This is a genomic window from Mesorhizobium sp. M0074 (genome assembly GCF_040322975.1).
GTDB lineage: Bacteria > Pseudomonadota > Alphaproteobacteria > Rhizobiales > Rhizobiaceae > Mesorhizobium.
This window is the reverse complement of sequence record NZ_JAMYUM010000001.1, coordinates 33,721-46,223: the sequence shown is the minus strand read 5'-3', so window position 1 is coordinate 46,223 and position 12,503 is coordinate 33,721. Positions and strand designations below refer to the sequence as shown.

Genomic DNA, 12,503 nt, shown 5'->3' with positions numbered 1-12,503 from the left:
ATATGTGGAACGTGGTTCCGTTTGACTTGTATCTAGCACGGCAAATCGGTGTTGGCCACACATCGGTGCACAAAAGGAGATTACCATGCAGGACAAACCCGTCGCCCTGGTCACCGGGGCCAACAAGGGCATCGGTCTTCAGATCGCCAAGGACCTCGCGGCGAACGGCCTTACCGTGCTCGTAGGATCGCGCAGGCTCGAGCATGCCGAGGCAGCCGCAAATAGCATCGGAGAGGATGCCCACGCTCTGCAGCTCGACGTCACCGACCAGGCGTCGATCGCCGCCGCGGCAGAGCGCATCCGCATCGAACTCGGCCGCCTCGACGTGCTGGTGAACAATGCCGGCATCTCCCATGCGGGAAAGCCGGGCAGGCCGCTCGAGGAGATCATCAACTCGGGCCGCCCGAGTGTTGCGTCTCTCGACGACGTACGCGCGGTGTTCGAGACGAACGTGTTTGGCATCGTCGCCGTCACGCAAGCGATGCTGCGGCTCCTTCGTGAGGCCCCGGCGGCGCGTATCGTCAACGTATCGAGCGGCGCCGGCTCGCTGACATTGAACGCGGATCCGGCCTTTCCGTACCGCACGTCGTTTGGCGCCGTTTACAACCCGTCGAAGACGGCCGTCAACGCGATGACGCTCGCCTTCGCCATCGAGCTCGAGGAGACCGGCATCAAGGTCAACGCTGCCTGCCCGGGCTACACCGCGACGGAGCTCAACAACTTCGAAGGTCCGCGCACCGTCGAACAGGCCGCGCGGGAGCCCGTGCGCCTCGCGCTTCTCGACGCGAACGGTCCGACGGGCACGTTCTCGAACGAGGACGGCCCGCTGCCGTGGTGACGTTGCCTTGGAGCCTGCTTCAGCCGCGCCAAGGTGTCAGGCGGGGCAGCCAGCCTGGTACGGCACGGCGGTAGGCCTCGTATTCGTCACCGTAGCGGCGGGCAAGCGTCGGTTCCTCATATAGTCTCACGAAGGAGATCATGGCGGCCGCGGCGATGACTAGATAGGCGGCGACCGTCCAGCTCGAAAACAGCAGTGCCTGGCCGAGGACGATCGACAGCACGGCGATGTACATCGGATTGCGGACATGGCGGTAGATGCCGCCGACGACCAGCCTTTCGGTCGGCGCGACCGGGGCGGGCGTACCCAGGCCCTCCAGGGCAAACCGGGCAAAGGCGTGCAGCAGTATGGCTGTGCCGGCGACAACCAGCAGCCAGCCCACAGGAACGAAACCGGGCAGTCTCGACCAGGGCAGGCGATAGCGATCGGTCAGCAGCCAAGGCAACAGTCCGGCGACCACGCCGGGCGCTACAGCAAGGAAGATGACGCTGCCGGCGATCGCCGAAGTGGCTCGCATATAGCTCTCCTTACGGGCGCGGCCTTGAACGGTCTCCTGCAACGCGCTGCAGGTCTTGTCCGGCATGTAACCCAAACCGCTGCACCCTCAGGTCAAGCTCGATGGCGGGCTTTTGGGCGGCATGCACCAGCAAGGTCTGGCTGCCGAAAAAACAAACGCGTGCTGCACGATTCCACGTCATCCTGCGTTTTTCGACTTTCCGAGCAGGAATCGCTGCTGATTCGCGGCCGCGGATCGATTTTTGCCTTGCCGCAGGCTGTATTTCAGCGATTCAACTGGTCCTATTGCGCTTCGGGACGGATTAGACCACAGCCGGCGCCTTTTTGCATGTGAGTGTTGCAAAATAGATGCTTGTTTCTTGGGCATGAAGAGCACATATGTAGATCATCTCCTGAGCGCGTTCTCCTCCCATTAGCGCTCTCGAGTGTTCCCCTCTGGAGGTTAGCCTTAACAGGCACTTCCAATCAAACTCAGCCGGGTCTTCATTGATCCGGCTTTTTTGTTGCCCGAAACCAACACATCGCCAGAAAATCGGCCGGAACGGTCGCGTAACAGTGACATGTAACCTCGGGTAACATCCCGCGGGCGCGCCAAATCGATTAAGCAGAGCACAGGACGCGGTGTGGCTCGTCCGGGGGATGGGGGCATCACTCGGACGACCCGGGCTCAGGCAGCTACCGCGTCCGAACCTTCCTCCGCCAAAACACCGGCGGCAAGCATGCGGCGGACCTGCCGTTTCGCCTCCCACGAAGACGGTCCGCAAGAAACGGCGCCCCGGAGATCCGGGCGCCGTTTCCTGTTGGGCCGCAAAGGCAGCTCAGGCGGCCTTGCCGTTGGCGTTCAGCGCCTCGTCGGCCAACCGGCCGGTGAGTTCGGCCATGTGGTCGAAGACGGCCCGGTAGCTGGCGACACCCGCCGTGGCCGAGCGCAGCTCGATGATGAGGTCGCCGATCTCGGCTTGCGGCATGGTCGCCTCGACGACGTCCCATCCGGGCCAGTCGGGCCGCGCGTCGTAGCCGAGGATCTGGCCGCGCCGTTGCGGGATCAGCGCAATGATCTTCGACGTCGCGTCGGACGGCGTGACGATCTCGACCTTCATCACCGGCTCGAGCAGCACCGGCGAGCACGCGGCCATGCCTTCTTTCATCGCCAGCTTCGCCGCCATCTGGAAGGCCATGTCGGACGAATCGACCGCATGGTAGGAGCCGTCGGAAAGGTTGACGGCAACATCGACGACCGGGAAGCCGAGCGGCCCGGACTTCAGGTAGTCACGCACGCCGGTCTCGACCGACTGGATGTAGGTCTTCGGCACGACGCCGCCGGTGATCGTATCGGTGAACTGGAAGCCTGACCCGCGCGGCAGCGGTTTGATCTCAATCACGACGTCGCCGAACTGGCCGTGGCCGCCTGATTGTTTCTTGTGGCGGCCGCGCTGCTGCGTCGCTTTGCGGATCGTCTCGCGGTAGGGCACGGCCGGCACATGGCCTTCGACCGGGATCTGGTTCTTGCCTTCCAGCCGCTCGCGCACGACGCGCAGATGCATCTCGCCATGGCCGGACAGCACGGTTTCGGCCGAATCCTGGTTGTGATGCAGGTTGAGTGAGGGATCTTCCTCGGCCAGGCGCTGGATGGCCGCCGACATCTTGACCTCGTCCTTGCGCTCTTTCGGCCGCAGCGCGAAGGCGAAGACCGGTTGCGGCGGCGCCAGCGTGACCAGCGGCTGGATGCCGCCCTTGGTCGAGCTCAGCGTCTGGCCGGTCCTGACGGCGTCCAGCTTGCCGAGCGCGACCGTGTCGCCGGCCTTGGCCGAAGTCAGCTTGACCTGGTCCTTGCCGAGCATCTTGTAGATGCCGGAGACCTTTGCCGTTTCGCCATTGGAAAGGAACAGCTCGGCGGCGTCGGCGACCTGGCCGGACAGGATGCGCGACACAGACAGCTTGCCGCCATGCGCGGTGTGGATGGTCTTCATCACCTGGACCACGGTGGCATTGCCATCGGGAGCGCCGAGGCGCTGGCGCGTCGCCTCGATGTCGGGTGCGTCGTGACGGATCGCCTTCAACAGGCGCAGCACGCCATTGCCCTTCTCGGCGGTGCCGATCAGCACCGGCGTCACCATGCCGTCGCGCAGGTCGGCGGCAAGATCGTCGAAGATCGCATCCTTCGGCGGTTCAATCTCGTCCAGCAATTGCTCCATCAGCCGGTCGTCATGGTCGGCGAGCGTCTCCAGCATGGAAAAGCGCGCCTCGAGCTCGCGCGCCTTGTCGTCGCTCGGGATCTGGGCGACCTCGCTCTCGGCATATTCGCGGTAGATGTAGGCACGTTCCAGAGCGAGGTCGATCGAGCCGATGACGACGCCGTCCTTGCGCAGCGGGATCTGGCGCAGCAGCAATGGCACCGAGCTTGCCGGCTGCAGCATCTTCAGCGTGTCGCGCACACCTGCTATCGCCTTGTCGACCTTGTTCAGGAACAGCATGCGCGGCACGCCGAGATCGTCGAGCTTGCGCATGATCAGCTGCAGGGCAGGGATCTTCTTCTCGTCGGCCTCGGCAACGACCACGGCGACGTCGCAGGCGGCCAGCACCGGCTCGGCTTCGAAGGAGAATTCGATGGAGCCGGGACAATCGACGAAGGTGAACGGCTCGCCCATGAAATCGGTGGTGGCGAAGGTCGCCTCGACGCTCATGCCGTGAGCGCGCGCCTCGGGCGAATGATCGGAAACGGTATTTCCGGACGAAACGGGATTCTGGCGGGGAATGGCGCCTGTACGGGCGAGTATGGCTTCGAGAAGTGTCGTCTTACCGCTTGCGAAGGGACCGACTATGGCAATGCATTTCGGTCCCGTGCGTCGTCCTCCGGCGCGAGTACCCATGGCTGACCTCCACTCAGGCGTTTCCCTGTGAGCGGCGGCCGGCCTGTCGGCCGTCGCGGGCGAGGCTTTTTTCAATTTGCCACCTACCCAAAGGGCATCGTCCCACGGGCAGGCCGGGAGGGCAAGGGATTTGAGGTTGAAGGGATTTGAAGTTGGGGCCGGTTCAGCCGGTGCCGGTCAGGCGCGACGCCAGCGGGGGTGCGTCCACGCGCTGCACCGCCACCGTCTCGGCAAAGCGCGCGAGCAACGGATTGAACAGGTCCGCACGCTCCCAGAAAGGCGCATGCCCGGCGCCGGAGACGATGTGGCAATGCTCCCACAGCGAGCCGTATGCGAGCGTCTCAAAATAGCCGAGCCGGACGAACGGATCGTTCTCGCCATTGACGATAGCGACCGGAAACGCGGCTTGCTCGACCACCTGTCTCTGGTCGGCGCCCTTGCCGGTGAGCATGCCGCGCGTCACCGCGGCGCGCAGCCGGCCGTCGGTGCGCAGGATGGCTTGGCGAAAGGACGGATCGGCGGTGTCGCCGAAACACAGCGTCTCGAAGCGCTCGGCATCGCGTTCGGAATACGTCTTTTTGGACGCCAGCAGCATGTCCCAATGCGCGTGGAAGCCGCGCAGCATGCCGAAAGGACCCTTCGATACCGGCGGCGCGCCGGTCAGCATCAGCCCGCCGACGGCGCGGTGAAAACTCGCGAGTTCGATTGCCACGTGCCCGCCAAGCGACCAGCCGAAGACGACGGCGCGGCCGATCCCCAAAACATCGAGGAGCTGAGCCGCCGATTGGGCAAGGCCGGCGATGGTGTAGTCCGTCGCCGGATCGCGGGCGTCCGACGATTCGCCATGGCCGGGCAGGTCGAAAGCAATCAACCGATGGGCAGCGGCCAACGGGCTGTCGAACTGGCGGGCGAATACGGCGCGCGAACTGCCCGAGCCGTGGATCAGGACAAGCGGGATGCCGGGTCCCGACGACTGGCTGAGGCGCAAATCCGCTTGCGGCGTGCGGATCGTGCGGTGGGAAACGGCCATATCTGGTTTGGACCTTGGGATTGTCTCCAGGTCAACATCGCATGCCGAGGTCACCATGTTGTTTAGAACGGTGGTTAAGAAATGATTTCTCGGCTTGCGCCGGGTATGATGAACGAATCCACCACAGCTAACCCCGGGACCCTGATGATGGAATCCACGCTCGACCTTCTCCTCTCGATCAGCAGCATCGCGACGCTCGGGCAATATGCCTGGTCGATGCGCGCGCATTTCCAGTCGCAGACCATGTCTCAAGGCGCGATGATCATTTCGGCCGTCGTGGTCGGCACGGCGCTGTTCTTTCTTGCGCTGCTGTGGATCGAGCGGCAGCCGGTGGCGGCGAAGATCGGCGGGCTCGCCATCGAACTGGCAAGCTCGGCGCTGTTCTGGTGGGCGATCTCGGTCTCCCGCAAGGCGCGGCTGCGGTTCGCATTCGATCCTGACAATCCCGACAGCCTGGTGACCGAAGGCCCTTATCTCCATGTCCGGCATCCGTTCTACACGTCCTACATCATCTTCTGGATCGGATGGGGTATCGCGACCTGGTCGGTCTGGGCGGTGGTGCCGGTCGCCGGCATCGTTACGATCTACGTGATCGCAGCCTTGGACGAAGAGCGTAAATTTTCGCGGACAAGGTTGGCCGATGCCTACGACGTTTACCGCACGCGGACCGGTCTGTTCTGGCCGCGTTTTGCCCGCAGCCGGCAGGAGATGCAGCCGGCATCGGACGAAAGTGGTAGGGTCTAAGACACTGGATTGAATCGAGGACTTGCGACGATGAAGATTATTGCCTGCGGCAGCGTGCCGACGATTGTTGCGCCGGAAAAATACTTCACTGGCCGGGTTTTGCAGACGCCGATCATCGAGAAAGAGGCGCCGGCGCGGCTCAGAGCCACGCTGGTCAGCTTCGAGCCCGGCGCCCGCACCCACTGGCACACGCATCCGCTCGGCCAGACGCTCTATGTCACGTCCGGTGCCGGTCTCGTGCAAAGCTGGGGCGGCCCGCTGCAGGAGGTCAGGGCCGGCGACGTCATCTCCTTTGCGGCCGGCGAAAAGCACTGGCACGGCGCCGCGCCCAAATCGGCGGTGACCCACATCGCCATGCAGGAGGCGCTCGAGGGTGTGCATGTCGATTGGCTGGAGAAGGTGAACGACGAGCAGTATGGCGGCTGAAACGTCTCAGACCAGCGCGGCGGTAAAGCGCTGGATGCGCGTGCAGGCCTCTTCGAGCAGAGCCTCCGACGTGGCGTAGGAGATGCGGAAGTTCGGGCCGAGGCCAAAGGCCGAGCCGAAAACAACCGCCACGCCCTCGGCCTCGAGCAGTTCCGAGCAGAAGGTTTCGTCGCTGTCGATCACCTTGCTGCTCTTGGTCTTCCTCCCGATCAGCTGGGCACAGGAGGGATAGACGTAGAACGCACCCTCCGGCGACGGACAGGTGATGCCGCGCGCCTGGTTGAGCATCGAGACGACGAGATCGCGCCGGCCCTGGAAGATCGCCTTGTTCTTCGGGATGAAATCCTGCGGGCCGTTCAGCGCTTCGACCGCCGCCCATTGGGCGATGGTGCAGGCGCCGGAGGTCTGCTGGCCCTGGATCATGTCCATCGCCTTGATCAGCGGCACCGGGCCTGCCGCGTAGCCGATGCGCCAGCCGGTCATGGCATAGGCCTTCGACACGCCGTTCATCGTCAGCGTGCGCTCATAGAGCTTAGGCTCGACCTCGGCGATGGTCTTGAAGACGAAGTCGCCATAAGTCAGGTGCTCGTACATGTCGTCGGTCAGCACCCAGACATGCGGGTGCTTCAACAGCACGTCGGCCAGGCTCTTGAGTTCCGCTTCGGTGTAGGCGGCGCCCGAAGGGTTGGAAGGCGAGTTCATCAACAGCCATTTGGTGCGCGGCGTGATCGCCTTTTCCAGCACGGCCGCCGTCAGCTTGAAGCCGTTGTCGATGGAGGTGTCGGCAAAGGCCGAGGTGCCGCCGCAGATCGCCACCATTTCGGGATAGCTCACCCAGTAGGGCCGCGGGATGATTACCTCGTCACCGGGGTTCAGCGTCGCCATGAAGGCGTTGAACAGGATCTGCTTGCCGCCGGTGCCGACGATGGTCTGCTCCGGCCGGTAGTCGAGATTGTTCTCGCGCTTGAATTTTTTTGCGATCGCATCGCGCAGCGGCACGATGCCGGATACCGGCGGATACTTCGTCTCGCCTCGGCGGATGGCCTCGATCGCGGCGTTCTTGATGTTGTCGGGGGTGTCGAAGTCCGGTTCGCCGGCGCCCAGCCCGATCACGTCGCGGCCAGCGTTTTTCAGCTCGCGCGCCTTCTGCGTCACCGCGATGGTCGCGGAAGGCTTTACGCGGGAAAGTGCGTCGGCAAGAAAGGCCATGACAGATATCTCCAGAAAAGACCGGCGCGGCGACGGCGCCGCGGCGCCTCTCATGTCGCATCATCTTGTCAAGCGCAAGCCCAGCGCAGGCATTGTCGAATGAGCCAGCGCGCAATGCTGGCAACAATAAATTCACCAACGATCGGTAAAAGCTAGAACGGCAGGACCGTGGCCGGTCCGCCAGTCTCGCATAGCGAGGAACCGTGACGCGCAGCATCGGGCTTGCCCATATCATCCGCCATGATGACGGCACCGCCAGCGGTGTCTGGGGGGTCTATACGCTGCAAAGCGCGTTCCAGCCGATCTTCGCCTTCAACAAGGGCAAGCTTTCCGTCGTCGCGTTCGAGGGGCTGATCCGGCCGTTCCGCGAAGGCGAGCCGCAGCCGCCAATGAGTTTCTTCAACAGCTGTCCGGCGGTCGACCGCCTGCATATCGAGGCGCTGACACGGACGCTGCACCTTCTGAACGCCGGCGCCTGCCTGCCGCGAGACGCCTCCATCTTCATCAATTTCGATCCATCGGTGTTCACCGACCGCAGCATCGCCGACAAGGCGCTGCGCGACATGCGGCTGGTGCTGCACGAGGCCGACATCGATCCGCGCCGCGTCGTCTGCGAGGTCACCGAGCAGAAATCGGCGTCGCAGGAAACGCTCTACAATTTCGTCGAGGCGCTCAGGGGCAATGGTTTGCGCATTGCCGTCGACGATTACGGCGCGGACGAATCCGACATCAATCGCATCAAGGAACTCAGGCCAGACATCGTCAAGTTCGACGCCGACTGGATCATGACGCTGATGGAGTCCGGTGCCGGCTTCGCCTTGCTGACCGCTATGGTGACAAGCTTCGAAGAGCAAGGCATCCGTACGGTATTCGAGGGCATCGAGACGGGCTGGCAGCTTGAGCTTGCCGAAAAGTCGGGCGCCTCGATGGTGCAAGGCTTCGTGCTGGCACGCCCGGAGCTTGCACCGACCAGCTTTCACGTCTTCGACAAGGCCGGGCAAGCATCAGCGGTGTCGCCCGATAAGGAAAAAGTTCCCGCGGCCGTTTCGCCATCGCGGCGGCCGATGCGGACCTTTGGCCGCAGGGTGGCATCGTGACCGGGCGGGCCGACATGCGGCGCAAGGTCGGCGAAGCGACCTTTGCCGACGAGGTCGGCATTGAATATGGCGTCTACGGCGCATTCCGGCTGAGGAGCGCCTACCAGCCGGTCTTCGCGCCGCGTGGCAGGTTTCTCGCCGCCGTCGCGGTCGAGGGACTGATCGAGCCGCATCGTGCAGGCAGGCCGGTGGCGCCGCAAATGTTCTTCGAAGGCGTGCCGGCAGCGGATCGGCTGTTTGTCGAAACCATGTGCCGGGTGCTGCATTTGCGCAACTTCCGCAACATCGGCGTCGACGGGCTCGACCTCTTCTTCAACTACAATCCGCTGATCAACGATGACCCCGCACGGGCGCTGGCCGAAATCAGGCTGATGACCAGGCATCTGACGGATTTCGGCCTGCATCCCGGCATGCTGGTCTGCGAGATCACCGAGCAGGCGGCCGGCGACAAGGTGCTTGTCAGCCTGGCGCGCGAGATGCGGCGCGACGGCGTCCGCATCGCCATCGACGATTTCGGCACCGGGCATTCGACCGAAGAAAGGGTAGCGCTGGTGCAGCCCGACATCGTCAAGATCGACGGCACCTGGTTCGCAGAATTCTGCCGCCATGCCGCCGCCGAGCGGTTTTTCCGGCCGCTGGTTTCGGCACTGCACGACCGTGGCGCCAAGGTGCTGGTCGAAGGCGTCGAGAACGCCACGCATCTGCGCGTCGCGCTGGATGGCGGCGTCGACCTGCTGCAGGGCTTTTACCTTGCCCGGCCGGCGCTGGCCGGTACGCTGTTCGACGAGGAGCCTCTGTCGATCGACAGGCTGCTTGCCAGGGATAACAACGTCATCCCCTTGTTCGGATGAATGCATCAGCGGCGCTGATAGTTACGCCAAAACAAATCACTGGATGAAGCCGCCGCTGCCGCGATAGAGGCTGGATCAATCCCTGAGACGGGTGGTTGCGAGCAAGGGGGAGCACCGATGATACTCTATGGAATGATCGACAGCGGCAATTGCTACAAGCCGCGCCTGTTGATGGCCAAGCTCGGCATCGCTTTCACCAATGTCGAGGTCAGCTCGCACACCGGCGACACGCGCAAGCCCGACTATGTCGCGAAAAACCCGAACGCCATGGTGCCGCTGCTCGAACTCGACGACGGCCGCCGGCTGGCCGAATCCAATGCCATCCTGCTCCATCTCGCCGAAGGCACGCGGTTTCTGCCGGCGGACAGATACGAACGCGCGCTGGCCTATCAGTGGCTGTTCTTCGAGCAATACAGCCACGAGCCTTATATCGCCGTGCGCAGGGCGCTGCTGACCTTCCCTGAAAGAGCCAAGGACGCAACGCCCGAGCGGCTGGCGGTGACGCTGGAGCGCGGCAACAAGGCGCTCGGCGTCATGGACAAGCACCTGGCCGGGAGCAGCTTCTTCGCCGGCGATGCGCTCAGCGTCGCCGACGTTGCGCTCTATGCCTATACGCATACGGCCGAGACGGGCGGGTTTCAGCTCGACGCCTATCCGGCGGTGGCCGCCTGGCTGCGACGGGTCGAGGCCGACCCGGGGCATGTGCCGCTGGAGTGGGTGGGGTAGTTCTGTCCTCACGCTGTCGCCGCTTCGCGGCTGCTCCGGACGGGGCGCGCCTACAGGCGCGACGCCCGGTCGGGCTTGCGGCCTTCGGCCGGTGGCGTGAATGCTCGCACGCCTTTGCTCTGATTAACGAGGGCAGTTTTGCGTAGGCCTCCCAAAACGAGGGAGTGGCAAAATGATTCACAGAGGCCGGGTCCGGCCGGCGCGATGATCAGTCAATGCCTGCTCGGCAAGCTTGTCCAGTCTGCCGCCCTTGGCGTCGGCTTCGAACTGACGGTCCCACATGTCGGCCTGCAGCGCCTCGAACCATGCGGCAAACGCCTTGAGCTCTTCGGGGCTTAGTTCGGCGATGGATTTCTCAATCTGTTCAAGCTCGCTCACGGGTCGATGGTACCATGACCGGGGTAAAAACAACCACGAAGTGGCCCATAGGACCAAGGCGGCAGTTCACTGGAATCCAGACAGCAAAAAGGCGGGACAAAATCCCGCCTTCCCATGCTTGGTAGCCTGATCGGGAGCGTTTTGGCCGGGCCGGCAGCAATCTGCTGCTTCGGCTTGTCGGGGTCTTCCGCTCCGGCGCGCTTCTCGCGCGACCGCCAGTACATCCGTGACTTGCCGCGCGCCCCCGGGGTTAGCCCGGCGCGCGCCATTCGCAAAATCAGGCTGCCTTGCTCAGAGATCCAGCGGACGACTTGCCAGTGCGGCGGTCCTGCTCGATCTCGAAGTTGATCTTCTGGCCTTCAACCAGGGTCGACAGTCCAGCACGCTCGACTGCGGAGATGTGAACGAAAACGTCCGCGCCGCCGCTGTCAGGCTGAATGAAGCCGAAACCCTTGGTGGAATTAAACCACTTGACCGTACCTGTTGCCATTTCGATAGTCCTTTACGTTTGCTTTAGTTTGACTGGACCGAAACCCAGCCGGTTTGTATCGAGATTTTGGAGATAGAACGTCAGCAAACGCGAATATCGCGAGGCCCGGATCGATCGGCCGAAATATCAATGGACCGCATATAATATGCTTTCGCGCAAAAAACAAGACGGGGCGGAAAATGGCGCGGCGGCAACGCTGCCCAACGGCCGCCCCAATCGCGTGAGAGCGTCGTTGTTGCGCGCCTGACCCGGGAGGATCGCGTCGGCTTCGGGCGCGACCGGGTTTTGGGGAGAGGGCCCATGAAAATCGTTCTGCTTACCGCGTGCTTGACGCTGGTGGCTTCCGAGGCGCAGGCCGTCTCGCGCTACGACCCGACCCGTATGAGCTGCGGCAAGGTGCAGGCGACGATCGCGCGCGAGGGCGCGGTCATCCTGCGCTACAGATCGGCGCGCGTGCCGGGGCTGGCGCTCTACGACCGTTACGTGCGGAGCCAGCAATTCTGCGACATCGGCGAGGTCAGGGCGCGGGCCTCCGTGCCGAGTGCCGATACGAATTCGTGCACCGTCTATAAATGCAAGCGGGTGGAATTCGATCGGCGCTTCCGCCGGCGCCTGCTTCCGGACTAGGCTGGTCGAGATGGGTGCGCCGGGGTACCGGCATCACCTGAATATCAGCACACCTAAAACCCGAACGACACCTGCGCCGGGGGCGGCGGGCCGACGCGCACGCCTTCCATGGCCAGCATCTTTTCCTTGGTGGCCGAGCCGCCAGGGGCGGAAAAGCCGCCGATCTTGCCGCCGGCGGCAAGGATGCGATGGCAAGGGATGACCAGCGGCACCGGGTTGGCGCCGAGTGCGGCGCCCGTCTCACGCGCCAGCCCGGCATGGCCGGCGCGTTTGGCCAGTTCGCCATAGGTGGTGGTTTCGCCGAAGGCGAGTTTTCGCGCGGCATCATAGATCGCCAGGCGGAACTCGTCGACGCCGCTGAGATCGACCGGCACGCCGGAGAAATCGATATCCCCGCCGGCGGCATAGGCCTTGATCGACGCGATCAGCTCGGCAACCCATTGCGGCTCGGGCTTCGCTGCTTGGTCGGCGGCGGCACGGCGTAGCAGCCGGCGCTCGACCGCGTCGCGATTGCGCTGCGGCAGGCAGAGCCGGGTCAGCCCGGCTTCGCTCCAGGCGATGCCCATGAAGCCGAGCACGGTTTCGAAGACCGCGTGGCCGGCGGTGGCATGAGAGGCGTCCATGGCGTGCTCCTTTCCGGAATCCTTCGAAGTACAAATCCAGAACAATATCGCATTTCCCGGCCCGGCTCGCCACCCGAA

14 protein-coding genes are annotated in these 12,503 nt (G+C 63.8%); 7 read left to right on the top strand and 7 right to left on the bottom strand.

Annotated elements, in window-relative coordinates:
• Positions 1 to 85: 85 nt before the first annotated feature.
• On the top strand, positions 86 to 838 hold the full coding sequence (locus NKJ73_RS00220) for an SDR family oxidoreductase (protein ID WP_352567958.1): 753 nt from the start codon (positions 86 to 88) through the stop codon (positions 836 to 838).
• A 19-nt stretch (positions 839 to 857) separates the two neighbouring features.
• Here NKJ73_RS00220 and NKJ73_RS00215 read toward each other — a convergent pair whose 3' ends face one another.
• The 3 genes from NKJ73_RS00215 to NKJ73_RS00205 form a co-directional block, all read right to left on the bottom strand.
• Complete coding sequence (locus tag NKJ73_RS00215) at positions 858 to 1,355, bottom strand: methyltransferase family protein (RefSeq protein ID WP_352567957.1); 498 nt, start codon at positions 1,353 to 1,355, stop codon at positions 858 to 860.
• Positions 1,356 to 2,172: 817 nt separating this feature from the next.
• Positions 2,173 to 4,224: an elongation factor G gene (locus NKJ73_RS00210; protein ID WP_352458409.1), complete on the bottom strand. Its 2,052-nt coding sequence runs from the start codon at positions 4,222 to 4,224 to the stop codon at positions 2,173 to 2,175.
• Between the two features lie 163 nt (positions 4,225 to 4,387).
• The gene (locus tag NKJ73_RS00205) at positions 4,388 to 5,254 is read right to left on the bottom strand and encodes an alpha/beta fold hydrolase (RefSeq protein WP_352567956.1); all 867 of its coding nucleotides are present in this window, start codon (positions 5,252 to 5,254) and stop codon (positions 4,388 to 4,390) included.
• 147 nt (positions 5,255 to 5,401) lie between these two features.
• On the opposite strand from NKJ73_RS00205, the gene NKJ73_RS00200 reads away from it, so the two are divergent.
• Complete coding sequence (locus NKJ73_RS00200) at positions 5,402 to 5,998, top strand: methyltransferase family protein (RefSeq protein WP_352567955.1); 597 nt, start codon at positions 5,402 to 5,404, stop codon at positions 5,996 to 5,998.
• A gap of 30 nt (positions 5,999 to 6,028) precedes the next feature.
• A complete protein-coding gene (locus NKJ73_RS00195) occupies positions 6,029 to 6,424 on the top strand; it encodes a (R)-mandelonitrile lyase (protein ID WP_352567954.1) in 396 nt (131 codons plus the stop codon).
• A gap of 6 nt (positions 6,425 to 6,430) precedes the next feature.
• Here NKJ73_RS00195 and NKJ73_RS00190 read toward each other — a convergent pair whose 3' ends face one another.
• Positions 6,431 to 7,633 (bottom strand): pyridoxal phosphate-dependent aminotransferase, encoded by a 1,203-nt coding sequence (locus tag NKJ73_RS00190; RefSeq protein WP_352567953.1) that lies wholly within the window; start codon positions 7,631 to 7,633, stop codon positions 6,431 to 6,433.
• Between the two features lie 203 nt (positions 7,634 to 7,836).
• Between NKJ73_RS00190 and NKJ73_RS00185 the strand changes: the two genes are divergently transcribed.
• The 3 genes from NKJ73_RS00185 (at position 7,837) to NKJ73_RS00175 (ending at position 10,307) form a co-directional block, all read left to right on the top strand.
• Complete coding sequence (locus tag NKJ73_RS00185) at positions 7,837 to 8,730, top strand: EAL domain-containing protein (protein WP_352567952.1); 894 nt, start codon at positions 7,837 to 7,839, stop codon at positions 8,728 to 8,730.
• Complete coding sequence (locus NKJ73_RS00180) at positions 8,727 to 9,581, top strand: EAL domain-containing protein (RefSeq protein WP_352567951.1); 855 nt, start codon at positions 8,727 to 8,729, stop codon at positions 9,579 to 9,581. Before NKJ73_RS00185 ends, NKJ73_RS00180 begins: the two co-directional genes overlap by 4 nt.
• A gap of 117 nt (positions 9,582 to 9,698) precedes the next feature.
• Complete coding sequence (locus NKJ73_RS00175) at positions 9,699 to 10,307, top strand: glutathione S-transferase family protein (RefSeq protein ID WP_352567949.1); 609 nt, start codon at positions 9,699 to 9,701, stop codon at positions 10,305 to 10,307.
• Positions 10,308 to 10,484: 177 nt separating this feature from the next.
• On the opposite strand, the gene NKJ73_RS00170 is transcribed toward NKJ73_RS00175, so the two are convergent.
• Both NKJ73_RS00170 and NKJ73_RS00165 read right to left on the bottom strand, forming a co-directional pair.
• Positions 10,485 to 10,685 (bottom strand): hypothetical protein, encoded by a 201-nt coding sequence (locus NKJ73_RS00170; protein WP_352567948.1) that lies wholly within the window; start codon positions 10,683 to 10,685, stop codon positions 10,485 to 10,487.
• Between the two features lie 277 nt (positions 10,686 to 10,962).
• Complete coding sequence (locus NKJ73_RS00165; RefSeq protein ID WP_023678332.1) at positions 10,963 to 11,175, bottom strand: cold-shock protein; 213 nt, start codon at positions 11,173 to 11,175, stop codon at positions 10,963 to 10,965.
• Between the two features lie 300 nt (positions 11,176 to 11,475).
• On the opposite strand from NKJ73_RS00165, the gene NKJ73_RS00160 reads away from it, so the two are divergent.
• Positions 11,476 to 11,802, top strand: coding sequence for a hypothetical protein (locus tag NKJ73_RS00160; protein WP_352567947.1), 327 nt, complete (start codon positions 11,476 to 11,478; stop codon positions 11,800 to 11,802).
• Between the two features lie 53 nt (positions 11,803 to 11,855).
• Here NKJ73_RS00160 and NKJ73_RS00155 read toward each other — a convergent pair whose 3' ends face one another.
• Positions 11,856 to 12,425 (bottom strand): methylated-DNA--[protein]-cysteine S-methyltransferase, encoded by a 570-nt coding sequence (locus NKJ73_RS00155; protein WP_352567946.1) that lies wholly within the window; start codon positions 12,423 to 12,425, stop codon positions 11,856 to 11,858.
• Positions 12,426 to 12,503: the final 78 nt, after the last annotated feature.

Coding starts and splice junctions, on each gene's coding strand:
- NKJ73_RS00220 (WP_352567958.1), top strand. CDS start 86: ATGCAGGACAAACCCGTCGCCCTGGTCACCGGGGCCAACAAGGGCATC.
- NKJ73_RS00215 (WP_352567957.1), bottom strand. CDS start 1,355: ATGCGAGCCACTTCGGCGATCGCCGGCAGCGTCATCTTCCTTGCTGTA.
- NKJ73_RS00210 (WP_352458409.1), bottom strand. CDS start 4,224: ATGGGTACTCGCGCCGGAGGACGACGCACGGGACCGAAATGCATTGCC.
- NKJ73_RS00205 (WP_352567956.1), bottom strand. CDS start 5,254: ATGGCCGTTTCCCACCGCACGATCCGCACGCCGCAAGCGGATTTGCGC.
- NKJ73_RS00200 (WP_352567955.1), top strand. CDS start 5,402: ATGGAATCCACGCTCGACCTTCTCCTCTCGATCAGCAGCATCGCGACG.
- NKJ73_RS00195 (WP_352567954.1), top strand. CDS start 6,029: ATGAAGATTATTGCCTGCGGCAGCGTGCCGACGATTGTTGCGCCGGAA.
- NKJ73_RS00190 (WP_352567953.1), bottom strand. CDS start 7,633: ATGGCCTTTCTTGCCGACGCACTTTCCCGCGTAAAGCCTTCCGCGACC.
- NKJ73_RS00175 (WP_352567949.1), top strand. CDS start 9,699: ATGATACTCTATGGAATGATCGACAGCGGCAATTGCTACAAGCCGCGC.
- NKJ73_RS00165 (WP_023678332.1), bottom strand. CDS start 11,175: ATGGCAACAGGTACGGTCAAGTGGTTTAATTCCACCAAGGGTTTCGGC.
- NKJ73_RS00160 (WP_352567947.1), top strand. CDS start 11,476: ATGAAAATCGTTCTGCTTACCGCGTGCTTGACGCTGGTGGCTTCCGAG.
- NKJ73_RS00155 (WP_352567946.1), bottom strand. CDS start 12,425: ATGGACGCCTCTCATGCCACCGCCGGCCACGCGGTCTTCGAAACCGTG.